The sequence below is a fragment of the Cellulomonas sp. CW35 genome, from assembly GCF_052378485.1.
Lineage (GTDB): Bacteria > Actinomycetota > Actinomycetes > Actinomycetales > Cellulomonadaceae > Cellulomonas > Cellulomonas uda.
The window spans coordinates 3,009,652-3,034,258 of sequence record NZ_CP199000.1; the positions used below are offsets into that span (position 1 = coordinate 3,009,652).

18 protein-coding genes are annotated in these 24,607 nt (G+C 75.1%); 6 read left to right on the forward strand and 12 right to left on the reverse strand.

Annotated features, from left to right (window positions below):
- Positions 1-76 precede the first annotated feature (76 nt).
- From ACT17Q_RS13720 to ACT17Q_RS13745, 6 genes are all read right to left on the reverse strand, one after another.
- The gene (locus ACT17Q_RS13720; protein ID WP_444663088.1) at positions 77-856 is read right to left on the reverse strand and encodes a polysaccharide pyruvyl transferase family protein; all 780 of its coding nucleotides are present in this window, start codon (positions 854-856) and stop codon (positions 77-79) included.
- Between the two features lie 97 nt (positions 857-953).
- Positions 954-2,255 (reverse strand): lipopolysaccharide biosynthesis protein, encoded by a 1,302-nt coding sequence (locus ACT17Q_RS13725; RefSeq protein WP_444663090.1) that lies wholly within the window; start codon positions 2,253-2,255, stop codon positions 954-956.
- Entirely contained in the window at positions 2,248-3,378 is a 1,131-nt protein-coding gene (locus ACT17Q_RS13730) for a glycosyltransferase family 4 protein (RefSeq protein ID WP_444663092.1), read from the reverse strand. Before ACT17Q_RS13730 ends, ACT17Q_RS13725 begins: the two co-directional genes overlap by 8 nt.
- Positions 3,375-4,472, reverse strand: coding sequence for a glycosyltransferase (locus ACT17Q_RS13735; RefSeq protein ID WP_444663094.1), 1,098 nt, complete (start codon positions 4,470-4,472; stop codon positions 3,375-3,377). Before ACT17Q_RS13735 ends, ACT17Q_RS13730 begins: the two co-directional genes overlap by 4 nt.
- 5 nt (positions 4,473-4,477) lie before the next feature.
- Positions 4,478-5,854 carry an O-antigen ligase family protein gene (locus ACT17Q_RS13740; RefSeq protein ID WP_444663095.1) on the reverse strand — a complete coding sequence of 459 codons (1,377 nt, stop codon included), beginning with the start codon at positions 5,852-5,854 and terminating at the stop codon, positions 4,478-4,480.
- 107 nt (positions 5,855-5,961) lie between these two features.
- On the reverse strand, positions 5,962-7,485 hold the full coding sequence (locus ACT17Q_RS13745; protein ID WP_444663097.1) for a sugar transferase: 1,524 nt from the start codon (positions 7,483-7,485) through the stop codon (positions 5,962-5,964).
- A 299-nt stretch (positions 7,486-7,784) separates the two neighbouring features.
- Between ACT17Q_RS13745 and ACT17Q_RS13750 the strand changes: the two genes are divergently transcribed.
- The gene (locus tag ACT17Q_RS13750; protein WP_444663099.1) at positions 7,785-9,239 is read left to right on the forward strand and encodes a polysaccharide biosynthesis tyrosine autokinase; all 1,455 of its coding nucleotides are present in this window, start codon (positions 7,785-7,787) and stop codon (positions 9,237-9,239) included.
- 45 nt (positions 9,240-9,284) lie between these two features.
- Here ACT17Q_RS13750 and ACT17Q_RS13755 read toward each other — a convergent pair whose 3' ends face one another.
- Genes ACT17Q_RS13755 through ACT17Q_RS13765 form a run of 3 tightly spaced genes read right to left on the reverse strand, consistent with a single transcriptional unit; the run spans position 9,285 to position 13,647 of the window.
- Positions 9,285-12,365, reverse strand: coding sequence for a sacsin N-terminal ATP-binding-like domain-containing protein (locus ACT17Q_RS13755; RefSeq protein ID WP_444663101.1), 3,081 nt, complete (start codon positions 12,363-12,365; stop codon positions 9,285-9,287).
- Positions 12,362-13,261: a DUF3027 domain-containing protein gene (locus ACT17Q_RS13760; RefSeq protein ID WP_444663103.1), complete on the reverse strand. Its 900-nt coding sequence runs from the start codon at positions 13,259-13,261 to the stop codon at positions 12,362-12,364. Before ACT17Q_RS13760 ends, ACT17Q_RS13755 begins: the two co-directional genes overlap by 4 nt.
- 2 nt (positions 13,262-13,263) lie before the next feature.
- On the reverse strand, positions 13,264-13,647 hold the full coding sequence (locus ACT17Q_RS13765; RefSeq protein ID WP_094181863.1) for a cold-shock protein: 384 nt from the start codon (positions 13,645-13,647) through the stop codon (positions 13,264-13,266).
- A gap of 101 nt (positions 13,648-13,748) precedes the next feature.
- Between ACT17Q_RS13765 and ACT17Q_RS13770 the strand changes: the two genes are divergently transcribed.
- A complete protein-coding gene (locus tag ACT17Q_RS13770; protein ID WP_444663105.1) occupies positions 13,749-14,288 on the forward strand; it encodes a hypothetical protein in 540 nt (179 codons plus the stop codon).
- A gap of 115 nt (positions 14,289-14,403) precedes the next feature.
- On the forward strand, positions 14,404-15,897 hold the full coding sequence (locus ACT17Q_RS13775) for a sugar transferase (RefSeq protein WP_444663107.1): 1,494 nt from the start codon (positions 14,404-14,406) through the stop codon (positions 15,895-15,897).
- An 84-nt stretch (positions 15,898-15,981) separates the two neighbouring features.
- Here ACT17Q_RS13775 and ACT17Q_RS13780 read toward each other — a convergent pair whose 3' ends face one another.
- Positions 15,982-16,503: a peptidase gene (locus ACT17Q_RS13780; RefSeq protein ID WP_444663108.1), complete on the reverse strand. Its 522-nt coding sequence runs from the start codon at positions 16,501-16,503 to the stop codon at positions 15,982-15,984.
- A gap of 72 nt (positions 16,504-16,575) precedes the next feature.
- A complete protein-coding gene (locus ACT17Q_RS13785) occupies positions 16,576-18,408 on the reverse strand; it encodes a DUF4012 domain-containing protein (protein WP_444663110.1) in 1,833 nt (610 codons plus the stop codon).
- Positions 18,409-18,551: 143 nt separating this feature from the next.
- On the opposite strand from ACT17Q_RS13785, the gene ACT17Q_RS13790 reads away from it, so the two are divergent.
- Positions 18,552-19,121, forward strand: coding sequence for an arsenate reductase/protein-tyrosine-phosphatase family protein (locus ACT17Q_RS13790; protein ID WP_444663112.1), 570 nt, complete (start codon positions 18,552-18,554; stop codon positions 19,119-19,121).
- An 18-nt stretch (positions 19,122-19,139) separates the two neighbouring features.
- On the opposite strand, the gene ACT17Q_RS13795 is transcribed toward ACT17Q_RS13790, so the two are convergent.
- Positions 19,140-20,306, reverse strand: coding sequence for a M20 metallopeptidase family protein (locus ACT17Q_RS13795; RefSeq protein WP_444665398.1), 1,167 nt, complete (start codon positions 20,304-20,306; stop codon positions 19,140-19,142).
- A gap of 145 nt (positions 20,307-20,451) precedes the next feature.
- On the opposite strand from ACT17Q_RS13795, the gene ACT17Q_RS13800 reads away from it, so the two are divergent.
- Together ACT17Q_RS13800 and ACT17Q_RS13805 are read left to right on the forward strand one after the other, a co-directional pair.
- Positions 20,452-22,758 carry a helicase-associated domain-containing protein gene (locus ACT17Q_RS13800; protein WP_444663116.1) on the forward strand — a complete coding sequence of 769 codons (2,307 nt, stop codon included), beginning with the start codon at positions 20,452-20,454 and terminating at the stop codon, positions 22,756-22,758.
- Positions 22,755-24,395, forward strand: a complete 1,641-nt coding sequence (locus ACT17Q_RS13805) for a DNA repair helicase XPB (RefSeq protein WP_444663118.1) — start codon at positions 22,755-22,757, stop codon at positions 24,393-24,395. Before ACT17Q_RS13800 ends, ACT17Q_RS13805 begins: the two co-directional genes overlap by 4 nt.
- Positions 24,396-24,607 lie beyond the last annotated feature (212 nt).

The following is a 24,607-nucleotide window of genomic DNA, read 5'->3' on the forward strand; positions in this document are numbered from 1 at the left end:
ACACGGACCGCCCCTTCGTCGTCCCTCCGCAGTACGGCGCTCGTCCCCCGAGGCCACGAGGGGACCTCTTCACCGGTCACCTCGGCAGCTGCTGTGCCGCCTCTCGCATGCTGTCGACGACACCCGGCACCAGGGCCGCGATCGCTGCCGCATCCTCGGCCTTGCGCGCCTCGACCCGCCGGTCCCCGCCCAGGACGGCCGGGTCGTCGAGCGCCGAGAACTGGGCAGGGCGGCGGAACACGCTCATGTAGTCGTCGTACTTGAAGCTCGGCTCGGCGTGCCCGCTGAACGACGTGAGCACGGCAGGGACACCCAGGGCGTGCGCGAACACCATCCCGTGGAGGCTGCTCGTCACGACGTACGAGGCACTTGCGATGCGGCGCACCATCTCGAGTGCGTTCGTGTTGGGCAGCAGGACGTCGAACCCCTGCGCTCGCAGCGCGGTGACCGCGCTGCGGCCGTCCGGCGATCCGAAGGTCCCGAAGTGTGGCACGACGGCGGGACGGGTGGAACGACTGATGCGTCCCACGTCGAGAGCCGCAACGGCCAGACCAGGGTCCCCGAGAACGGTCCCGGCCGGCAGGCCCAGCGTGTCCCGCGTGAGCGTCCCGCGCACGGAGCACACCGAGTCGGGCGAGACCTGCGCGAAGGACCACCGGCCCGAGCGGATGCCCGAGCCGAAGATCGTGGCTCCCCTCGCGCGCTTGCCGTAGATCTCGAGGATGGATCCCACTGCGAAGACGTCCGCACGGCTAGGTGAACGCCAACCGACCTTCTCGCCGGTCAGCTCTCGGATCACATACGGCGTGATCTCGTCACCGAAGTTGTAGACCCGGCCGGAGTTGCGTGACGCCATCACGGTCCACGCCCGGGCGTTCGAACGTGCCTCGGCCGCAAGGGTCCTGGCACTGCGAAGCGGCGACCACCAGTACACACCGATCATTGATGATTCCTCAGAAGATCCACAGGGCGATCACGCCCACGAACGAGAACACCGCTGTCCAGCAGCAGACGACCACCAGACCGCGAACGGGCGCGTACCGCCCGCAGGCGATGCCGAGCATCACCGCGACGACGACCTCGCGAGCGACCACGAGGCCGGCCGCCAGGGGCAGCGAGTGGGTGGCGGCCCAGGCGATCGGGAACGCCATGAGGACGCCGACCACACGCACCCACATGGCCCGGCCGACGCGACCGATCCGCTGCAGGAGCGCGGTCGTGTTCCAGGACGCCGCGGTACCGAAGCCGGACGCGGCGAAGAGCGGGACGACGAGGAGCGCTGGACGCCAGTCGGGGCTCAGCACGATCGCGAGCACCGCGGCGCCCGCGATCGACGCCACCGCCACCACGCCGACCAACGACGCGGAGCGCGCCATCGCACGGTTGACGGTCGACCTCAGGGCGTCGACGTCGTCGGCGCGGTCGACGCGGCCCAGGTCGGCACGCAGCACGGAGCTCGTCCCCTGCGCCGCAGCCTCGGCAAGGCTGCGGGAGACCTGCGAGGCGAAGGTGTAGAGCCCGAGGGTCGCTGCTCCCGCCCACGCACCGAGCGCGAGTCGGTCGACCTGGCCCTGACCCCACCCGAGCACCGCGTACCCCGAGGTCAACGCGTAGTCCCGCACCACGCCGGGCGCTTCGCCGGTGCGAGGCGCAGTCCGACGGCGACGCACCGCGCGCGTGGCGAGCAGCAGGGTGACGAGCTCGGCGACGGCGAGCTGGACGGCGCCGCCGAGGATGGACCTCGTCCAGAGCATGACCCCCAGCCCGACGACGAGGCCGACGATCGCGCCGACGCCCTGGCTGGAGGTGGCCTGCCGCCAGTGCCCTCGGGCCTGCAGCTCGACCATGGCCGGCATCGACAGGATCGCGAGACCCGGCACGACCAACATCGGGAGGAGCATCACGAACGACGCCTCGTCAGCCCCGGTGCCCAGCCGGGAGACGAGCACCAGGCCGACTGCCATCGCGAGCGCGGACCCCGGGACCGCGAGCCAGGCGAACCGGCGGACGAACCGGTCGGTCGCCCCCTGCGTCCAGTGCAGCAGGAGGGACTGGCGGGCGCCGACGTCGGTCATCGCCTGGACGAACGTCAGGACGACGATCCCCAGTGCGTAGACACCGACCTGGTCGGGACTGACCAGCGCGGCCAGCGCGACCGACGCGAGGGCGGTCGCTGCGCGTGGTGCGGTGCGTTCGACGAGCGCCCACAGGTGGCGCGTGTCCCTGCCCTTGAGCCTCGTGAGCACGTCAGGCACGCGCACCTCGCGCGTCCCGCACGGGCCCCGGCACGGCCCCCAGGATGTCCTGCGCGAGCCGGTTCCACGAGTACTCCCCAGCGGCGGCCGCGAGGCCCCTGCGCACGAGCGACGCGTAGAGCACGGGGTCCGTCAGGACCTCGACCAAGGCAGCCGTGATCCCGGCCGGCGAGAGGTCGCGCGCGACGTGGGCGGCACCCGTCTCCTCGGCCTGCTGCACGAGCCCACCGACGGGCGTGACGACGCACGGGACGCCGAGTCCCATCGCGAGCGCGATGACCCCGGACTGGCTCGCCTCGGTGTACGGGAGCACGACCACATCCAGCCGCGACACGAGCTCGGGCACCTCGTCCTCGGGGATCCACCGGGCGTCGAGGTCGACGTAGGGACTCTCGACGAGGTAGTCGGCGTCCGCGAGCGGGCCCGCACCGTGGACGTGGACGGGCTCCGACGGCATCGCCTCGGTCAGCAGCCGCCCCACCTCGGGGAGCAGCTCGAGGCCCTTGTAGGGCACGAGCCGCCCAAAGAACCCGACGCGCGCCGGGCCGTCGTGCCGGGTTCCCGCGCGGGTCGCGTCGGCGCCCGGTGCGGTGAAGGCCGGGTGCACGCTCTGCACGACCTCCTGGCCGGGCCGCGGGACGAGCTCGTCCGCGTCGGAGAGCGTGAGGACGACGTGCGCGCACCGCAGCTCGATGAACCGGTTGAGCCGACGGATGAGGTTCTCATCGCCCGTGTGCAGCCTGACGTCGTGGATGATCGCGACGTACGTCCCGTGGCGCCGGGCGACGACCGGCACCAGGAGGGACTGGTGCAGATGCTCCATCGTGCCGATCACGACGGGGTCGAGCGATCCCTTCAGCGCGCGATGGAGCCGGTAGGCGTTCCACACCGAACGCGGGAGGGTGAGCACCACCCCGAGAAGCGTCCGGTACGTGCGCACGACGATCGCTCGCGCGCCAGGGGGGAACCGGTCGGCCCCCTCCGCCTCCCGGTTGTAGGAGACGGTCGTGCGGTGTCCGGCGTCGACGAACGCCGAGGTCAGGTCGCGCAGGAAGAGCGGACCGGCGCCGGTCCTGCCCCAGTGGACCAGGAAGACGTCCCGCGAGGGCTGGCCACCCGTCACGGCGTCACCTCCAGGAGGCGGGTGGTCGCGACCGTGATCCGTTCGAACGCCCGACGAGCGCTGTGGTGGTCCGTCGCGTGTGCGCGGATCGCGCTCTGCTCGGGGAACCGGATCTCGCCTCGACCGACCCCCGCGAGGGTCCTGGTCAGGCCCTCGACGTCGCCCGGGGCGAGCGCGGCGCCGTTGCGGCCGATCGTCGCCGCGAGACCACCGACGTCGAACCCGACGACGGGTCGACCCATGGACATCGCCTCCAGCGGGACGAGCGCGGCGCCCTCCCATCGCGAGGGGGCGACGACGACGTCAGCGGCCGCGTACCAGTCCCGCGGGTCCTCGCAGCCCGTCACGAAGACGATCTGCCCCTCGCCGCTGTCGCGTGCCAGGGCGCGAAGGTCGGCCTCGTCGGGCCCGGCGCCGACGAGGACCAGTCGAGCGGCGGGGTTCCGCCCGAAGGCCGCCTGCCAGGCCTGGACGAGGAGGTCCTGCCCCTTCTGACGAGCGAGCCGACCCACGCAGAGCGACACGTGGTCCGACGCATCGAGCCTGACCGCTGCGCGAGCGCGTCCCTTGTCGCGCGGGGCGAACCGCTCGGTGTCCACGCCGTTGGGGACGGTGATGGCACGCACCACCCCGAGGCGCTCGGCGTGGCTGCGCTCCGCGTCGCTCAGGCAGATCGTCAGGTCGGTCCACCGTCGTGCGCCTCGTTCCCACGTGCGGATCGCGCTCGCGACCGGCTCGGCGGCGGCCCAGTCGCCCCAGGCGTGCGGCTCGAAGACCGTCCTGACCCGGCCGCGCAGCGCCAAGCGTCCGGCCAGTCCCGCCTTCGTGCTGTGCAGGTGCACGACGTCGGGGTCGACCTCGCGCACGACGCGCGCAAGGTCGAAGGCCTCGCGCAGGACCGCAGGGCCGGGGTTCCGGGCCGCCGCCCACGGACGATGGGGGATGCGCCGGAGCTCGAGCTCGCGAGAGAGGTAGGAGCCACCCGGGCAGGCGACCGCCACCTCCAGGCCGGCCTCGGCCTGGTGGTAGGCAAGGTCTCTCACCACGTTGGCGACGCCCGCCTCTACCGGCTGGGACACGTGCAGAACTCGCATCTTGCTCAGAAATCTCCGTACTGATGGGTTCGAACCGCGGCCGGCGTCGATGCGCTCGGCACGTGCGCGAGGCGGGGTCGCGGGCGGTGCGCGTCGAGGGGTGCGGTCGGGGCGGTGTCCGCCGCCGCCGCGACGAGGGCGCGCTGCTCCCGCAGGCTCGGCACCCCGGCCGCCAGTGCGGCGCACGCGAAGGCGATCAGCTCGCCGACCGGGTACCGCAGCGTGCCCCAGCCCGACCAGCTCACGAGGGCGACCGCGAGGACGAGGAGCAGCAGCGCCCGCGCCTGCGCGACGTGCCCCGCGCGCAGACGCATCGCACCGAGGGTCTTCACGAGGGCGACGAGAAGAGGGACTAGCGCCAGGACGCAGCCGACGAGGCCGAACTCAGCCAGCGCCAGCACGAACGCGTTGTGAACGGGATAGCCCGTGATTGCCACGATGACCTCGCGTGCCTGAGCGGTCGGGACGAAGTTGTTCGGGCCAAGCCCTGTCCATCGGGCCGCGGCGAACTCCCGTAGGCCCGCGGCGAGCAGCTCCGGCCGGTCGCCGCCCTCCGGGTCGCGGACGAAGCGCGTGACAACGACAGGAATGTACGGCGCGGCGGCGATGGCCACGACGAACGCGATCGCATAGCGCCGCCCTCGTCCGCCCTTCGTCCTGTCGATCGCCACCCACCCGAGCACCAGCAGCAGGATGCCCGCGATATTGGCGCGGCTCTGGGTCGGCATCGTCATCGCGACGCAGAGCACGACGCCCAGGTACGCGAGCCGACGGGTGCGAGGCTCGGGCGACTCGGACTGCGGCAGCAGCATCGCGGTCAGTGGGAGCGCCAACTTGCCCACGGTCGCGGGGTGGCCGAACAACCCGCTGGCCCGCGATCCGTAGTCCTCGGCCCCGGCGCCCTGCACCACCTGCAGCAGCACGGACGCCGCGAGCACCGCGACGACCACGACGACGACCTTCACTCCGAACGCAGTGCGCATCACGCCCGCGAACCCGGTGCCAGCCACCCAGGCGAGGGCGATGAGCCCGACCTGTGCTGCACCGGAGAGCAACGGGCCGGCACCGTCCCACAGACCGGTGAGCCCGGCGGCTACGTAGAGGAGGAACGGGATCACGAGAAGTAGCTGTCGGCGCGCCTCGGGCCGTCCGAGTGCCACCACGGCCGCGAGGGGAACCAGCACGGTGAACGTTGCGACCGCTGGAGCGGGATAGGAGATTCCGACCAGGTACTGCTCGTCCGGGCTGCCCCCGCCCCACAGTCGGGCAGGGGCGACCGTCAGGGAGACGAGCAGTGCGGCGCACACTGCCCGACGTACGCCCCAGATCGGGACGACCGTGACTCCGACGAGGCATGCGGCCGCCGCCAGGAGGATCAGCACGCGATCATCCGATCAGTCCCGCACTGTGCCTCATCCATCCCTCTCCCGCCCCCTCGACAGTCCTAGCGTCGCGCGTGGAACGCTGGCGCGCACACACAGTCCACGAGTCATCGAGTCGAGTCGGTGTCGAGCACAGCCCGGACCGTGCGCAGCAGGATCGCGAGGTCGCCGACCATCGACCAGTTCTCGACGTAGCGCACATCGAGGCGGATCGACTCCTCGGGGGTCAGGCAGGAGCGGCCCGAGACCTGCCAGAGGCCCGTGAGGCCGGGCTTGACGCGCAGGCGCCGGTGCGCGGCGCGGTCGTAGAGGTCGACCTCGGCCTGGATCTGGGGGCGCGGGCCGACGAGGCTCATCTCGCCGCGAAGGACGTTGAACAGCTGCGGGAGCTCGTCGATGGAGTAGCGGCGGATGAACCGGCCGATGGGCGTGACGCGCGGGTCGTTGACGGGCTTGTAGAACATGCCGACCTCGCGGCCCTCGGCGGCGAGCACCTCGGCGAGGCGCTTGTCGGCGTCGACGACCATGGAGCGGAACTTGAGCATCGGGAACGGCTTGCCGTCCTTGCCGATGCGCTCCTGGCGGTAGAGCACGGGTCCGGGGCTGGTGACCTTGATGACGGCGGCGACGCCGAGCAGCACGGGCGACAGGAGCAGGGTGATGAGGCCGGTGCCGAGGAAGTCGAAGACGTTCTTGAGGACGTAGCGCCACCCGGTGAACCGGGGCTCGTCGACGAACGCCCACTGCAGGCCGCTGACGGGCTGGACGGTCATGCGGGGGCCGGCGACGTCGACGAGCGCGAGGGACAGGGCGAGGTCGATGCCGGTGCCCTCGAGGTCCCATCCGATCTGGCGGACGGTCTGGGAGGTGACGGCGTCGGAGCCGAGCACCAGGACCATGCGCGCGCCGGTGGTCTCGGCGACGAGGCGCACGTCGTCGAGACCGCCGAGCACGGGCACGCCGGCGACGTCCTCGTCGGGCTCGACGGCGCCGTGCGGGACGCACGCGGCGACGACGCGGTACCCGCTGGCGGCGCCGTCACCGAGCATCTGGGGGAAGTGGGCGACCTTCTCGCGGGGGCCGACGACGACGACGTCCTGCAGGCCACGGCCCTGGGCGCGCGCCCGGTGCAGGTAGCGGCGGGCGACGGCGCGCCACGTGAGCAGGAGCGCGAGGCCGAGGGGTGCGGCGATGGCGAGGTAGGTGCGGGCGACGTCGGCGTGCACGAGGAACGCGACGACGGCGACGACGGCGAACACGCGCCACGTGGCGCTCCACACGCGCTGGTACTCCGCGGCGCCCTGGCCGAGCACGCGGCGGTCGCGGGAGCGGCCGACGGTGAGCGCGGCGGTCCAGGCGCCGGCGATCAGGAGCGACGCGGTCAGGTAGGACACGTCGAGGTCGCCGGACACGCTCTGGTCGCCCTCGAAGCCGATCCGCAGCGCCCACGCGGTGACGACGGCGGCGATCACGCAGACGACGTCGCCGCCGACGAGCGCGCGGTGCAGGCGGCGCCCGAGGCCGAGCGACCTGACCTGCGCGGATGGGCGGGTGGACGCGTGGGTGGACGCCTGGGCCGCCGGTGCTGTCCGGACCTCGGACGGCCGCGCGCGGTTGGTCTCGATCGACATGCTTCCCCCTGCAGAACTGTCGCGCTGGATTGACTCGGGCATCGGCATGACCCGCCGCCAAGTTGAGGAGGAATCCGGAACTTCGGACGTGATGCGCGCCACGCCGTGCGCTCACCAGGCGCGATGCGCACCGCGTCACGGACGGGTGATATGGGTCATACGCCGGAAGATGGATGTCCGATTCGCTCAAGCCCGCCACCCGATCGGACGATAGGAGACCAGATCCCCGCCGCCCCCGCCCGGACCACCGGTGCGACAATCGAGCGCATACCCAGACGACATCTCGGGAGAAACCCCCAGTGGAACTGCACGACTACCTCGGCATCCTGCGCAAGCGGTGGCTCTCGATCCTGCTCATCACGGTCGTCGCCGCCGGCGCGGCGCTCGGGCTCTCGCTCGCGACGACCCCGCAGTACACCGCGTCCACGCAGCTGTACGTGTCCGTGCAGGGCGGGGCGACGAGCAGCGACCTGCTGCAGGGCTCGAACTACTCCCGCCAGCAGGTGACGTCCTACACGCAGCTCGTGAAGAGCCCGCTGGTCCTGGGTCCCGCGATCGACGAGCTGGGGCTCGACGTGACGCCGGCGGACCTGGCGACGCGCGTGAGCGCCAACTCCCCCCTGAACACCTCGCTCATCAACATCCAGGTCACGGACGTGGAGCCGGCGGTCGCCGCCGCGATCGCGGACACGGTGGCCACGGAGTTCTCCGCGGTGATCGACGAGCTGGAGACCCCGTCCGACGGCGGGGTGTCGTCGGTGAAGGTCTCGACCGTCCGGCCGGCCGCGGCGCCGCAGTCCCCGTCGTCGCCGAACCTCAAGCTGAACGTCGCGCTCGGCCTGCTCGTGGGGCTGGCGATCGGCGTGGGCGTCGCGGTGCTGCGCGCGGTGCTCGACACGCGCATCCGCACGGCGCAGGACGTCGCGCAGGTCACGGACGCCGCGGTGATCGCGACCATCGGGTTCGACGACGACGCCGACGCGCACCCGCTGATCGTGCACAGCTCGCCGCAGTCGGAGCGTGCCGAGGCGTTGCGCCGCCTGCGCACCAACCTGCAGTTCCTCGACCTCGCGGACCGGCCGCGCTCGATCGTCCTGACCTCGTCGGTCCCGGGTGAGGGCAAGTCCACCACCGCGATCAACCTCGCGATCACGCTCGCGGACGCCGGTGCGCGGGTCGCGCTCGTGGACGCGGACCTGCGCCGCCCGTCGGTCGCGAAGTACATGGGTCTCGAGGGCGCGGCGGGGCTGACGACGGTGCTGATCGGCCAGGCCGACGTCGCCGACGTCGTCCAGCCGTGGGGTGTGGCCGACCTGCACGTGCTGACGTCCGGCATGGTCCCGCCGAACCCGTCGGAGCTGCTGGGCTCCGCGGCGATGGCACGTCTGCTCGACGAGCTCACGGCGCAGTACGACCACGTGATCATCGACGCTCCCCCGCTGCTGCCCGTCACGGACGCCGCGATCCTCGCGAAGATCTCGGGCGGTGCGCTCGTCATCGCCGGTGCGCAGAAGATCCACCGCGACCAGCTGCGCGAGTCGATGGGCTCGCTCGAGACGGTCGGTGCGCGCGTGCTGGGCGTGGTGGTCAACGGCCAGAAGCGCGCGGTCGGTGACGCGTACTCGTACTACCACTACCGCTCGGACCACTCGTCGGTCAGCCCGCTGCCGACCGCGGGCCGCGACCAGGCCCCGGCGGGCGAGCAGCGCGTGGACGACGAGGCGGGCGCGGCGCGCGCGAAGCACTCGGCCTGACCTCGGTACGCACCGGCGCCGCCGTCCCCTCCCGGGGCGGCGGCGTCAGTCGTCGAGGGCGACGTCCAGCGTGACCTGCGCGGCGCGCTCGTCGTCGACGAGCACCGCCTCCACCGCGTAGCGCAGGTCCCAGCGGCCCGCGGCCTGCGCGAGCGCCGCCGCGAGCCCGGCGAGGGTGGTGGCGTGCACCCGCACCTCGTCGCCCGCGGTGTCGACCCACCACGCGACGCTCACGTGGTCGACGCGCAGGTCCTCGTGCTCGCACCAGTGCTCGGGCGCGCCCGGCAGGACGTCCCGCACCGCGCGGGGCACGCGCGCCCGCAGCCCGTCGTCACGCGTCACGACGCCCGCCGCGAGCTCGGACACGCGCGGCAGGTCGAGCGCGCGGGACAGCCGCAGCGCGTCGGCGTCGTCACGCGCCGGGACGAGGGCCGCGACGTCGGTCCGCTGACGCCACATGGGGCTCGGTGCGACGGCCGCGTCGTGCGCCGCGACGACGAGCACGCGTCCCGGTCCGACGACCGCCGGGACCCGCTCGGGCGGCTCGTCGGGCTCCGCGTGCCGCCACACGAGCGCCGCGGCGCGCGCCGGGACCTGCGCACCCACGGCCCACGCGTCCAGCACGTCCGCCCACGCGGCGGGCGTGACGTCCCGCGGGTCGCTCACACCGCCGAGCGCGCGCTGCACCGCCACGTCGAGGTGCGCCACGGCGGGCGGCGCCGCGGGCAGCAGCGCCCGCAGCGGGCCGTCGCCGACGACGAACGGGCCCTCGACCCCGAGCGGCCCCCGCTCGCGCAGCCACCACGCGGTGTAGGACGCGGCGCTCGCGCCGTGCTCCCCGCGCACCGGCTCCAGCACCGCGCGGCGCAGGTCCGGCTCCTCGCACAGCTGCGTGAGCACCTGCGGCCACGCCTCGGTGGCCACCGCGTCGAGGTCCGCCACCGCCGTCACGTCGCCCACGTACGCGCCGGGGCCCAGCACGTCCGCCAGGTGCTCGAGGTACTGCGGCCAGGCGTCGAGCGCCTGCGCCGTGAGCGCGCCCGGCGCGTCCGGCACGGGCTCCTCGTCGGCCACGACGTCCGGTACCCGCACCGTCACGAGCCCCTCGCGCACCCCCGCCGCGACCAGCGTCATGGCACCCCAGCGCTCGACCTGCTCGCTCGCCACCGGCGCCAGGACACGCGCGTCGAGCACCCGGTGCGCGGGCGAGCCCGGCAGCACCAGCCCGTCCGCGGGCGCCGGCTCCCCGCCAGCGGCGGTCAGGGGCAGCAGCGCGAGCCACTCCCGCACGTCGTCGGGCAGTGCGTCCGCGGCACCCGTCGTCGCCGACCAGCGCGCCGGGTCGCGCGGCGGGAGGTGCGCCGCGACGAGCGTGAGCACCGTCGTCGTGAGGTCCGGCTCGTCGGGGTCGTCGTCCTCGTCCCACGCGAGCACCGCGGCGCGCACGGGCGGCAGCCGCAGGAGCCCGACCGCGTCGGGGCACTGCGCGCCGAGCCGCTCGAGCAGCGGGTGCGCCACGGCGGGGTCGACCACGCGCACGCCCCACCGCGCGAGCGTGCCGAGCACGGGCGTCACGGCCTCGGTGAGCGGACCCGCGAGCACCAGCGCGCCCCGCACGCCACGCACCACGCGCCCGTCCGCGAGCGGCACCGGCAGGTTCGCGAGCGCCTCGACCCCCGCCGGGTCACCCGCCGCGAGCTCGCCGAGCGCCGTGTAGAGCCCGCGCCAGTCGTCGTCCGCCGCCGGGAGCTCCTCCACCACGTCCGCGAGCGTGCGGACCTCGACACCCACCGCGCGCGCCTGCGCGTGCCGTCCCGCGGGCACGACGACGAGCGCACCCACGCGCCGCCCCACCGCGGCGAGCGCCTCGGGCGGGCCGGCCCCCACCACGGCCACGGCGTGCCGCGGCGCGACGCGCTCCGGCGAGCCGGCCGCGGTGAGCACCGGTGCGGCGGCCAGCGCGTCGAGCAGCAGCGGACGCAGCACCGCGTCCAGCGGGCCCGCGGGCAACGCCGTGGGCACCAGCGTGAGCGGGTCCACGCCGTGCTCCGCGAGCTCGAGCGCCAGGTCCGCGTACACGTCCGCGGCGTGCCGCAGCACCCGGTCCGTGAGCGGGCCGGTGGCGACGTGCCGCCGCGTCGGGTCGAGCGGCAGCGTCGCGACGAGCAGCGCCGGCACGTCGAGCGGCTCGTCCGTGGGCGTGGGCGCGTGCACCGTCCGGGGCCCCGCCGCGCCCGCGGCCGCGACCGCGAACGGGTCCGCGCCCTCGCGCGGCACCGCCGCCGAGCGCGGCAGCGCCCACGTCACGCGCCAGCGCGTCGCGTCACGCTCCTCGACCGGCCGGCCCGCGAGCACGTCCCGCGGCACGTCCCCCTCCGCCGCCGCGACGAACCACCGTGCCGCGACGTCCGCGATCCGCCGGGGCCCGCCGTCGGACGTCTCGTCCTCGACGACGACCTCCGTGAGGCCGGGCAGCGCTAGCAGCAACGCGTCGTCCACGGCGTGCAGCAGCGCGCGCACCTCGTCCGCCGCGACCTCGTCGCGCAGCAGCAGCACCACCGCCGTGTCGAAGCCCTCGGGTGCGCGTCCCTGCGCCGCGAACGGCAGCCGCAGTGCCGGCAGCGACCCGTCGCGCCGCACGAGCTCCTGCGCCAGCGACGGGACCTCCGCCGCGAGCGTCGCCAGCTCGGTGGCCGCGTCCCGCAGCGAGAACCGCACCGCGCCCGACGACGAGAGCACCGAGATCTCGTCGGACACCGCGCGCACCGCCGCGAACCCGACCCCGAACCGTCCGACGACCCCCGCGTGGCCACGCTTCGCGGACGCGCGCATCGACGCGAGCGCCGCGACGCCCTCCTCGTCGAGAGGTGCGCCCGTGTTCGCCGCGACGAGCGTGGTGCCCTCGTCCGTGCGGGTCAGCCGCAGCAGCAGCCGCCCGGGCACGCCCGCGCGCACCGCCGCGTCGGCCGCGTTCTGGGCGAGCTCGACGACCACGCGGTCGCGGTAGTAGCCGCGCGCGTGGTCCTCCTCGACGTTCGCGTCCTCGCGCAGCCGCGCCGGGGACGTGCGCCACGCGGTCAGGACCGCCGCACGCAGCGCGGCGGTGCCGAACGCGTCCGGGCTCACCGCTCCAGTTCGGGCTGGTCGGCCGTCACCGGCTGGTCCGGGTGGTCCGGGTGGTCCGGCACCGGCTCGGTCGCGTCGGCCCCCTCGACGACGACCTGCGGCTCGTCGGGCGTCGCCGCCTCGTCCGCCTCGGGCGGCGCGGCCGCCGGGACGAGCTCGACGCGCATCTCGTCGATCAGCGGGTCCGGCGCGGGCCAGTCGCTCGCGACGGGCTCGACGTCGGTCTCCGAGTGCGCACCGCACCCGTGGTCGAGCGAGACGACCTTGCCGTCGTCGGGCGACCACGCGTTCGCGCACACCCCGAACACGGTGCCCAGCGCACCCTGCAGCGGCACCAGGAACCCGCACGACCAGCACGCGCCCGACGACGCGAGGGAACCCGCGCTCGTCGGACCGCGCGACCCGCGGTACCAGCGCTCGGCCGCCTCGTCACGGCCCTGCGGCGAGAGCACCCGCACACGCGCGAGCGCCAGCTCGTCGATCGCGACCTCGTCGAGCTCCGGGTCGCCCGAGGGCGTCCAGCCGGGCTCCAGGCGCGGGTCGTCCGCACGGAACGGCAGCACGTCACCCGGGCCGATGTCCCCCGGGCGCAGCCGCTGCGACCACGGGACCCACGGCTGGCCGAGGATCGCGTCCGGCCCCGGCAGCAGCTCCGCCTCGCAGACCGTCGCGGTGCGGCCGCGCGGCACACGCGCGACCGTGACCGTCCACTCCCACCCGCGGTAGCCGCGCGCGAGGCACGCGAACCGGTGCGAGACGAGGCGCTCGCCCTCGACGACCACGCCCAGGTGCTCACCCACGTCCGACGCGTCGGACGCGATCTCGACCGCGACCTCGCGCGCGAGGTCCACCGCCGAGCCGAGCACGGCGTCACGGGTCCTCGTGGCGGTCGCCACCCTCAGCCCTCGAGCTCGTCGGCGACGGCGCGCAGCGCCTGCGCGTACGCCTTGCCGCGCGACGGGTCCGGGTACCGACCGCGACGCAGGTCACCGCCGACCCGGTCGAGCACCTTGATGAGGTCCTCGACCACGACCACCATCTCGTCGGGCTTGCGGCGCTGCACCTTGGCGACCGACGGGATCGGGTCCAGGAGCTTGACGGACAGCGCCTGCGGGCCGCGCTTGCCGTCAGCCACGCCGAAGTCCACCTTGGCGCCCGGCTTGGGCGCGGTCACGCCCGCGGGCAGCGCCGACGCGTGCAGGAAGACCTCGCCGCCGTCGTCGGACGCGATGAAGCCGAACCCTCGCTCGGTGTCGAACCACTTGACCTTGCCGGTAGGCACGGCAGACCCCTGTCGTGAGAAGAACTACGTCGAGGCAAGGCTACCGGGCCGGGCACGTCCTTTCGTGCCGGGCCACCGTCCGCCGTGCGACGATCGCCGGGATGAGCCGGCAGACACCGACCCGACCCGGGCTCGCCGTGCTCGTCGCGGCCGTCCTGGTCGCGGCGCTGCTCGCGGGGGCCGCGGTGCTCGTCGCACGCCGCGACACCGGTCCGGCCGCGCCGTCGTCGGACCCCGCCCCCTCGCGTCCCGCCCCCTCGTCGTACGCGGACGTCGACCCCGACGCCTACGCCGCCGAGCTGCTCGCGGCGGCGCGCGCCGCGCACGTCGCGGCCGGGCTGCCCGCGTGGCAGGACGCGCCGTGCGTCGGCGACCTCGCCCGCGACCGAGCGCTAGCGCTCATCGGCGCCGAGCTCACGCACGCCCCGCTCGAGGACGTGCTCACCGCGTGCGCGCCGCTCACCACCGCCGCCGAGAACCTCAGCCGCGGAGCGGCACCCGCCGCCGACGTCGTCGCCGCGTGGGACCGCTCGCCCGGCCACCGCGCCAACCTCGAGGACCCCGCCCTCACCGGCGCCCGCGCCGGGTGCGTGCACGACGGCGACCTGCTCGTCTGCGCAGTCGTGCTCGTCGGCCCCTGACCTGCACCGACGCCACCCACGAGGGACGCCGGACGCGAGCGGTCGCCGTGTCAGTTGCCCCCTGCTACGTTCGGCATTCGCCGGGACGAGTGGCAGCCACACGGGGGGATGGCCCATGACGTCGACGACACACCCGTCTGTCCGTGGCCGCCGTCCGACGCTCGCGGCGACCAGCCCGCCGGGCGCGCTCACCGCCTGGAGCGGCCCGTACGCTCGGCGCATCGCCACCACCGACGCGCTCGCGATCGTCACCGCCGTGGCCGTCGCCTACGCCCTGCAGTTCCCGTTGCGCTCGTCGGTCGCCGTGTCCGGCGAGTACTCGCCCAGCTACCTCGCCGTCTCGGCCGTGCTGTGCGCGGCCTGGTTCACGCTCCTGACCATCGGCCGCACGCGCGACCGCCGCCTCCTCGGCTCCGGGTCCGAGGAGCTCGCGCGCGTGTGCGTCGTGACGTGGCACCTGTTCGCGGGCATCGCGATCATCGGCTTCCTCGCACGCATGGACCTCGGACGCGGGTTCCTCGCCATCGTCGCGCCCCTCGGGCTCGCGCTGCTCCTGACGTCCCGGCTCGTCTGGCGGCGCGCCCTGCACCGGCGCCGCGACGCGGGGCTCGACGTGAGCCCCGTGCTCGTCGTCGGACCGCGGCACAAGGTCGCGACCCTCGTCGAGGAGTTCCACCGCAACCCGCGCGCCGGCTACCGCGTGATCGGCGCGTGCCTGTCCGAGAGGGACCCGAGCGCACCCGAGGTCGCGGGCGTCCGCGTGCTCGGCACCCACGCGCAGGCAGCGACCATCGCGCGCCGCGAGCGCGTGGCCGCGGTCGCGGTCGCGGGCGCCGACGTCATGACCGCCGACGCGGTGCGCCGACTCGGCTGGGACCTCGAGGGCACCGGGATCGACCTCGCCCTGACGCTCGCACTCACCGACGTCGCCGGCCCGCGCGTGCTCATGCGCCCCGTCAACGGCCTGCCGCTCATGTACGTCGACGAGCCGCGGTTCAGCGGCTCGCGGTACGCCGTGAAGTCGTCGTTCGACTGGTGCACCGCGCTGGTGCTGACCGTCCTGCTCGCGCCGCTCCTGCTCGTGCTCGCCCTGGCCGTCAAGCTCAGCAGCCCCGGCCCCGTGCTGTACGCGCAGGAACGCATCGGCAAGGACGGCGAGCGGTTCCGCATGCTCAAGTTCCGCTCGATGCGCGTGGGCGCGCACGACGAGCTCGCCGCGGTCCTCGCCGCGCAGGGGGTCGACGGCGTCGGGGCGTTCTACAAGCCGCGCGACGACCCGCGCGTCACCCGCGTGGGCCGCGTCCTGCGCCGGTTCTCGCTCGACGAGCTCCCGCAGCTCGTCAACGTGCTGCGCGGCGACATGAGCCTCGTCGGGCCGCGCCCGCAGATCGAGGCGGAGGTCGCGACGTACGACCGCGTCGCCCACCGGCGGCTGCTGGTCCGGCCCGGCCTGACCGGGCTGTGGCAGGTCTCCGGCCGCTCGAGCCTCGACCCGCGCACCGCCATGCGCCTCGACGTCGCGTACGTCGAGAACTGGACGCTCGTGGGGGACGTGCTGATCCTCGCGCGGACCGTGCGCGCGGTGCTCGCCCGCGAGGGCGCGTTCTGACGCACCCGGCCCCGGCGCACCCGCCGGACCTGCGGGCACGGCGAGGGGGAGGGTCCGCCGGGACCCTCCCCCTCGTGTGACGCCTCAGCCGTGCGCGTGCTGGCGACGCCGCGCGTAGACCACCGCACCGCTCCCCAGCACCAGGACCGCGCCCGCGCCGAGCGCGAGCGGCAGGACCTCCGAGCCCGTGGACGACAGGTTGCCGCCCGGCGCCTCGGCGATGCTGCCCGCGACCTGGAACGTCTGCGTGCTGAGCACCTCACCCGACTCCGTGTCCGTCACGACCGCCGTGAACGTGCCCGCCTGGTTCAGCGTCACGGTGAACACCGCCACCCCGGACGCGTCCGTCGTGCGCGTGAGCGACTTGGTCCCGGCGATCTGGATGGCGGAGTCCGGGATGTTCGCGCTCGACGTGATGGTCAGCGTGACGTCCGCACCCGCCGGGCCCACGACCCTGATGGTGAAGCTCTGCCCCGGGGCGGGCGTCGTGGTCGACGCCGTCCCCGTGTCCGTGTAGTCCTCCGCGCCGTACCCGAAGGCCACGGACGGGGACAGCACGAGCGCCCCCACGATGGCGGCCGATGCGACCGCGCGACGCACTCTCATGACATCTCCCCCCTGATGACTGACTGGCCCGCGATCCGTCGCCTAGGGCGACGACCGGTCGCAATCAGGACACTAACCCCGATCCCGGCAGGAGGAAACCGCAGAAACCCGGTCGAACCCGGAGGCGAGCGGCGTCCCGCGCACCAGCACCGGCCCGGGCGCACCCGGGCCCGTCACCACCTCCACCTCGAGCGACCGCCGCTCTCCGGGCTCGAACGTCCAGGTCAGCGCGCCGACCGGCAGACCGTCGTGCACCTGCGCGTGGACCTGCGCGGGGCGGCCGTCGACCGTCAGCCGCGCCATGCGCGCACCGGCCGGAAGGTAGAGCAGGAGGTTCGTCCGCAGCAGCCCGGGCTCGACCACGCTGCCGTCCCCGACGACGTACCAGGGCAGCCCCGCCACACCATCGGGTGGCCCGAACGTGTACGTCGCGCGCACGACGAACCGCTGCGCGCCGCCCGCCAGGCACGCGCCGTGGTCCACCGCCACGTCCGCGTCGAGGTAGTACCCGACCTTGGCCTGCGTCCCGTCGTTGAGGTAGAGCCCGACGACCGGGCGGTCCCCGACCCGACCCGCGAGCTCGCCGGACAGGACCGTGCCGCCCAGCAGCGCCTGCTCCTCGTCGTGCGCCGACCACACCATGAGGCGGCCCCGGCGCGCCGCCTCGGCGAGCGCGTCCACGACACCGGTGGCGTCGGACGAGGCTGCGTCCGACGAACCCGCGTCCGACGAACCTGCGACCACGCGGGCGAACACCGCCGCCGCGGTCTGCGCGAAGAACGCGTCCTGGTCGCGCGGGTCGCTCAGGCGCACGTACACGTCGTTGAGGAGCACCCGCACCGCGTCCTGCCCCGTGAGCGTGGTCCCGTCCGGGAGCGCCACCGGCCCGGTGGCCCGCAGCACCAGCGCGAGCGTCTCGGGGTCCACCGACAGCACCCCGTCGACCTGCTCCCCGGTGTCGCGCGCCCAGATCGCGCGGGCCAGCTGCGCCGAGCGCGGGAAGTCCGGCGTGAACGTCACGTCACGCATGTCGGTCCCGAGCAGGGGTCCGAACAGGTCCTGCTCCACGGGTGTCAGCGCGAGGGCGGGCTCGTCGGCGCCGGACAGGTCCCCGCCGCGCCGCTGCTCGAGCACCTCCACGTGCCCGTCGTCGGCCCGCAGCCGCAGCACCGCACCCGGGATGCCCCCGGTCGCGCGTGGCTCCGCCTCGTTCTGCACCAGCACCAGGTACTCGCGCGGCCCGTCCGTACCGAGCATGGGCGGCAGGAGCGCCGCCGCACGCGCCGCCGTGCCGGTGTCCGCGGCGACCCGTGCGAGCTCGTCGCGCAACCGCCGGACCGCGTCCGCGACGGGGGCGACCAGACCGTCCGTCCGTACGGCCGCGACGCGTCGGTACGCGGACCGCACCGCTGCGTCCGCGTCCGCGACCTGCCCCGCGACCGCCGCCAACGGCGCGACGTCCACCCGCCCGTCGACCGGCGCGAGCGCCGCCGGGTCGACGACGCGCGTCGCCTCGACGAGCGGTGGCAGCGCGCGGTGCGTGACCTCGTCGACCGCACGCGCGAGCTCCTGCACCGCGCGCGCGTCCGCCCCGAGCCACGGCAGCCGACCCGCGAGCGCCCACAGCGGACCGTCGGTGTGGTCGCGCGCCGCGCGCGCGTGGCGCTGCGCGGACGCGAGCGTCACCCCCACATCGGGCGACGACGGGTCGGTGACCTGCTCGCGGAGCCGCACCACGTCCGCCGCGGTCGCCTCGAACGCGTCTCGCGCCCGGACGGCGTCGACCGCCAGCACCCCGGCGGCGACGACGAGCACCAGCAGCAGCCCGCCCGCGACCGCGAGCACGCGGCGACGGCGCGAGCGCCGCGCGTCCCGGCGGCCCTGCCTGCCATGCCTCGGCTGCACCGCGCCCCCACGCTCGCCGTCGTGGCCGGCACCACCGGCCCCCGGCGATGCTAACCGGGACGCATCGGGCAGGCTCGGCGCACGCCCGCGCGGGCGCGGGCCGCACGGGCGTCCGCGGCGCGCGCCTGCGGCATCATGGCCGGGTGACCTCGCCCGACGGACCCGCGCTCGTGCTCGCCGTCTGCACCGGCAACATCTGCCGCTCGCCGGCGGTCGAACGCCTGCTCGCCGCCCGGCTCGCGGGCACCGACGTCGTCGTCGCGTCCGCCGGGACCCGCGGCGTCGTCGGCGCACCCGTGAGCGCGCCCATGGTGCCGCTCGTCGAAGCCGCCGGCGCGAGCGCGGACGGGTTCGCCGCGCGCCGGCTCACCGCGGGCGTCGCGCGCGATGCGGACCTGGTGCTCGCCCTCACGCGCGGTCACCGGGCCGCGGTCGTGGAGACCGTGCCCGCGCTCGTGCGCCGCACGTTCACGCTGCTCGAGCTCGCGCGGCTGCTCGAGCACGTCGACCCCGACGAGCTGCGCGCGGCGGGTGACACCGTCGGCGCGCGCGTGCGCGCCCTGCCGCGGCTCGTCACCGCCGTGCGGCACCTGGCGGGCCGGGGCGAGGACGACGTCGTCGACCCCTACGGCGGCTCCGCGGCGCTCTACCGCGAGTCCTTCGGCCAGCTCGCCCCCGCGGTCGAGTCGGTCGCCGCGGCCCTGCGCGCCTGACGGCGCAGGACGCCGGCGTCAGCCCTCGGCGAGGCGGTCCAGGGCGAGGCCGGCGAGCAGCGCGGCGCTGCGGGCGAGCGCGGCGTCCTCGAAGCGCGCCTGCGGCGAGTGGTTGTAGGGCGCGGTCGCGGGGTCCTCGCCGGGCAGGATCGCGCTGACGAACACGAACGCGCCGGGCACCTCCCGCAGCACGTAGGAGAAGTCCTCGCCGCCCGCGAGCGGGTGGGGCATCTCGAGCCACGCGTCGTCGCCGAACAGCGTGCGCGTCAGCCGGGCGGTGCGCCCGAGCTCGTGCGCGTCGTTGACCGTGACCGGGTAGCCGCGCCGGTACTCGACCGTGGCCGTCATGCCGTGCGCGGCGGCGACGTGCTCGCACACCTCGCGCAGCCGCTCGGGCGCCGCGGTCCACGTCTCCTGCGAGAACGTGCGGACCGTGATCTCGAGCGTCGCCGTCGACGGGATGACGTTGTTCGCGGTCCCGGAGTGGATCGACCCGACCGTCACGACCACCGGGTCGAACACGTCGAACCGGCGCGTGACCATCGCCTGCAGCGCGAGCACGATCTCGGCCGCGACGGGCACGGGGTCGGCCGCGCGGTGCGGCGCCGAGCCGTGCCCGCCCGCACCGTGCACCGTGACCGTCACGTCGTCGGGCGCGGCCATCGCGGTGCCGGCGCGCCCGGCGACCACGCCGTACGGCAGCAGCCCGCCCGAGACGTGCACGCCGTACGCGGCCACGACGCGCTCGCCCGCGGCGTCGAGCACGCCCTCGCGGATCATGTACTCCGCGCCGCCGTCGCCCTCCTCGCCGGGCTGGAACATGAGCACCACGGATCCGGCGATCTCGTCGCGCCGCGCGGCGAGCAGCCTCGCGGCGCCCACGAGTCCCGCGACGTGCATGTCGTGACCGCACGCGTGCATGTGGCCCGGGTGCTCGGACGTGAACGGCTCGCCGGTGTCCTCCGTGACGGGCAGCGCGTCCATGTCGCCGCGCAGCAGCACCGCCGGGCCGGGGCGCGCGCCGCGCAGGACCGCGACGACCGAGCTGAGCGACTCACCGGTGGTGACCTCCAGGCCGAGCTCGTCGAGTGCCTCGAGCACCAGGGCCTGCGTGCGCGGCAGGTGCAGCCCGAGCTCGGGGATCCGGTGCAGCGCGTGCCGCAGCCGGGCGAGCTCCGGCAGCATCGCCTGCGCGTCGTCGTACAGGCCGGTCAGCTCTCCCACGTCGTCCTCCGCTCGCGTGCTCGTCGGTCCCGACGCTACCCCGCCGCGCACGGGCGCCGCCGGTCGGCGCTGCGTGCCCGCCGGTGGCCCACGTATCGTGGTGCGGATGCCCACGTTCACCGCGTTCCTGCGCTCGTCGTCCGACGAGCAGCTCGCAGGTCTGCTCACGCGGCGTCCGGACCTCGCCTCGCCGTTCCCCGGGAACCTGACGTCGCTCGCGGTGCGGGCCACGGGGCGCGCGAGCCTGGAGCGCGCGCTCGCGGGCGTCGACGCGGTCGTCGTGCAGGTGCTCGAGGCCGTGGCCGCGCTGGGTGGCGCGGCCCGGCCGGCGATCCAGGACGCGGTGGCCGGCGGCCCGCACGACGAGGTCGCGCGCGCGACCGACGAGGCGCTCGCGCTCGCGCTGCTGCACCCGGACGACGAGGGTGCGCTGACGCTCGCGCCGGGCGTCGCGGAGCTGCTGGGCGCGCACCCCGCGGGCCTCGCGCTCGAGGTCACGGGTCCCGCGGACCCCACAGCACTGCCGTCCGACGACGACCCGCTCGCCGCCCCCGCGCGCGCCGTGCTGGACGCGCTCACGTGGGGTCCGCCCGTGGGCCTCGCGCCCGCGCCGGGCTCACCCGCGGGGGACGCCGTCGCGATGCTCGTCGCGCGCCGCCTGCTGGTGCGCGGCGCGGGACGGCACGTGCTGCTGCCGGCGTCGGTCGCGCTCGTGCTGCGCGGCGGGCGCACGCACCGGGGCGTCGCGACGCCCCCGGACCTCACGCAGGTCCCGCACCGGTCCGCCGCGACGGTGGCCGCCGAGTCCGCGAGCGCCGGTGAGCGGTGCGTGCGGCTCGTCGTACGGCTGCTGCGTGCGTGGGAGCAGGACCCGCCGGGCGTGCTGCGCGCGGGCGGGCTCGCGGTGCGCGAGCTGCGACGCACGGCGCAGACCCTCGAGGTCGACGAGCGTGAGGCGGCGTTCGTCGTCGAGCTCGCGTCCGCGGCCGGGCTGCTGGCGGTGGACGACGACGAGCCCGCGGTGTTCGCGCCGACGACCGAGACCGACGCGTGGTCGGCGCTCGACCTGCCGCAGCGGTGGGTCACGCTCGCGTCGGCGTGGCTCGCGACGACGCGCACCCCGTGGCTCGTGGGCTCGCGCGACGAGCGCGGGTCGCTGATCGCGGCGCTCGACCCCGAGCTGTCACGCCCGTGGGCGCCGCGCCTGCGCCGCTCGGTGCTGGGCGTCCTGGCGCGAGAGCCCGGGGGCGCGCCGGCCGCGGACGACGTGGTGGCGGCGCTCGAGTGGTCCACCCCGCGCACCGTCCCGCCGCGCGGCGCCGTCGACGCGGTGCTCGCGGAGGCGACCACGCTGGGCGTCCTGGGCGCGGGTGCGCTGAGTGACGCCGCGCGCGTCCTGCTCGAGCCTGCGTCGCACGCCGCGACGCCCGCGGACGCACGCCCCGATGCCGCGGCGGCGTTCGCCGCGGGGCTGTCGCCCGAGGTGGGTGACCTGCTGCTGCAGGGCGACCTCACCGGCATCGTCCCCGGGCGGCCCAGCCCGGCGCTCGAGTCGCTGCTCGAGCGGGCCGCCGTCGTCGAGAGCCGCGGCGGCGCGGTCACCGTGCGGTTCACGCCCGACTCGGTACGCCGCGCGCTCGACGACGGGCTGACGGCCGACGAGCTCGTCGAGCGCCTGACGACGTTCGCGCGCGGCGGCCTCCCGCAGGCGCTGGACTACCTGGTGCGGGACGCCGCGCGGCGGCACGGGCGGCTGCGCGCGGGTGCCGCCTCGTCGTACCTGCGGGCCGACGACCCCGCGCTCCTGGCCGGGCTCGCCGACGACCCGCGGTTCGCGGACCTCGGCCTGCTGCAGCTCGCGCCGACCGTGCTCGCGGCGCAGGCCTCGACGCACGAGCTGGTGGAGGCGCTGCGCGCGCACGGGCTCGCGCCCGTCGCGGAGACACCCGACGGCCAGGTGCTGCACCTGGAGCGCACCGTCCGGCGCGCCCGCCGCCGCGGCGCACGGCGCACCGCGTCCCCCGTGGTCACGCGCACCACCGACGCCGCCGCCCTGGTGCGCCGGCTGCGCTCGTCGGACCAGCGCCGCACGGCCGAGGTGCCCGACGACGGCGCCCCGTCGAGCCGGACCCCCGGCGGCCCGCCCGCCGCAGGAACAGACGACCCCGCCGCCGCGTTGGCACTCCTGCGTGAGGCGGCCGCCGCACGCGAGAACGTGTGGGTCGAGCTCGTCGGACCCAGCGGGCGGCCCGAACGCAGGCTGCTGCGTCCGCTGCGCGTCGAGGGCGGGCGGCTGCGGGCCGCCGACCCCGTGCGCGAGTCCGAGCTGACGGTCGCCGTGCACCGGATCGGCGCGGTGCGGCGCGCGGCCGACGACGAGCCCGACCAGGACCAGGACCAGGAGGTCACGTGAGCGGACCGCTCATCGTCCAGAGCGACAAGACGCTGCTGCTCGAGATCGACCACGACCAGGCGGACGCGTGCCGTCGCGCGATCGCGCCGTTCGCGGAGCTCGAGCGCGCCCCCGAGCACGTGCACACCTACCGCCTCACGCCGCTGGGCCTGTGGAACGCGCGGGCCGCCGGGCACGACGCGGAGCAGGTCGTCGACGTGCTGCTCGAGTACTCGCGCTACCCGGTGCCGCACGCGCTGCTCGTCGACGTCGCCGAGACGATGGCCCGCTACGGGCGCCTGCAGCTCGTCCAGGACCCCGTGCACGGGCTGGTCCTCCACGCGCTCGACCCGGCCGTGCTCGCCGAGGTCACGCGGTCCAAGCGCACCGCGGGTCTGCTGGGCGCGCGGCTGGATGCCACCGACGTCGTCGTGCACCCCTCCGAGCGGGGGCACCTCAAGCAGGTGCTGCTCAAGCTCGGCTGGCCGGCCGAGGACCTCGCGGGCTACGTCGACGGCGAGGCGCACCCCATCTCCCTGGAGACCGACGGTTGGGCCATGCGCCCGTACCAGGAGCAGGCCGTCGAGGGGTTCTGGCACGGCGGCTCGGGCGTCGTGGTGCTGCCCTGCGGCGCCGGCAAGACGATCGTCGGCGCGGGTGCCATGGCGAAGTCGTCGACGACGACGCTCATCCTGGTCACCAACACCGTGTCCGCGCGCCAGTGGCGCGACGAGCTCGTGCGCCGCACCTCGCTGACCGAGGACGAGATCGGCGAGTACTCGGGTGCCCGCAAGGAGATCCGGCCGGTCACGATCGCGACGTACCAGGTGCTCACGACCAAGCGGAAGGGCGTCTACTCGCACCTCGAGCTGCTCGACGCACGCGACTGGGGCCTGGTCCTGTACGACGAGGTGCACCTGCTGCCCGCGCCGATCTTCCGGATGACCGCGGACCTGCAGGCGCGCCGGCGCCTGGGCCTGACCGCGACGCTGGTCCGCGAGGACGGCCGTGAGGACGAGGTGTTCTCGCTCATCGGTCCCAAGCGGTTCGACGCGCCGTGGAAGGACATCGAGGCGCAGGGCTACATCGCGCCCGCGGAGTGCATCGAGGTGCGCCTGACGCTGCCCGACGCCGACCGCATGGCGTACGCGACGGCCGAGCCCGAGGAGAAGTACCGGCTCGCCGCGACCGCGTCCGGCAAGAACCGCGTGGTCGAGCAGCTCGTCGCGCAGCACGAGGGCGAGCCGACGCTCGTCATCGGTCAGTACCTGGACCAGCTCCACGAGCTCGCCGAGCACATCGGCGCCGACCTCATCACCGGTGAGACGACCGTGCGGGAGCGGCAGCGCCTGTTCGACGCGTTCCGCTCGGGTGAGATCTCCAAGCTCGTCGTGTCGAAGGTCGCGAACTTCTCGATCGACCTGCCCGAGGCGTCCGTGGCCATCCAGGTGTCCGGGTCGTTCGGCTCCCGGCAGGAGGAGGCGCAGCGGCTCGGGCGCATCATGCGGCCCAAGGCCAGCGGGCGGACCGCGCACTTCTACACGGTCGTCGCGCGCGACACCGTCGACCAGGAGTTCGCCGCGCACCGCCAGCGGTTCCTGGCGGAGCAGGGCTACGCGTACACGATCAAGGACGCCGAGGACCTGGGCGTCGCCTGACCGTCGTCGTCCCCCCTCGTCGTCCCCCTGACCCCTCGCCCGCGACCCCGTCATTCCTCCGGGTATCCGACCTCGGAGCCGGAGCAACCGCGGGGTCGCGGCCGGCCTTCGCACGAGACCGTCGTTGCTCCGGGTCTGGGACGACGAAGCCGGAGCAACCGCGGGGTCGTCGGGGAGGGTCGTCGGGGAGGGTCGTCGGGGAGGGTCGTCGG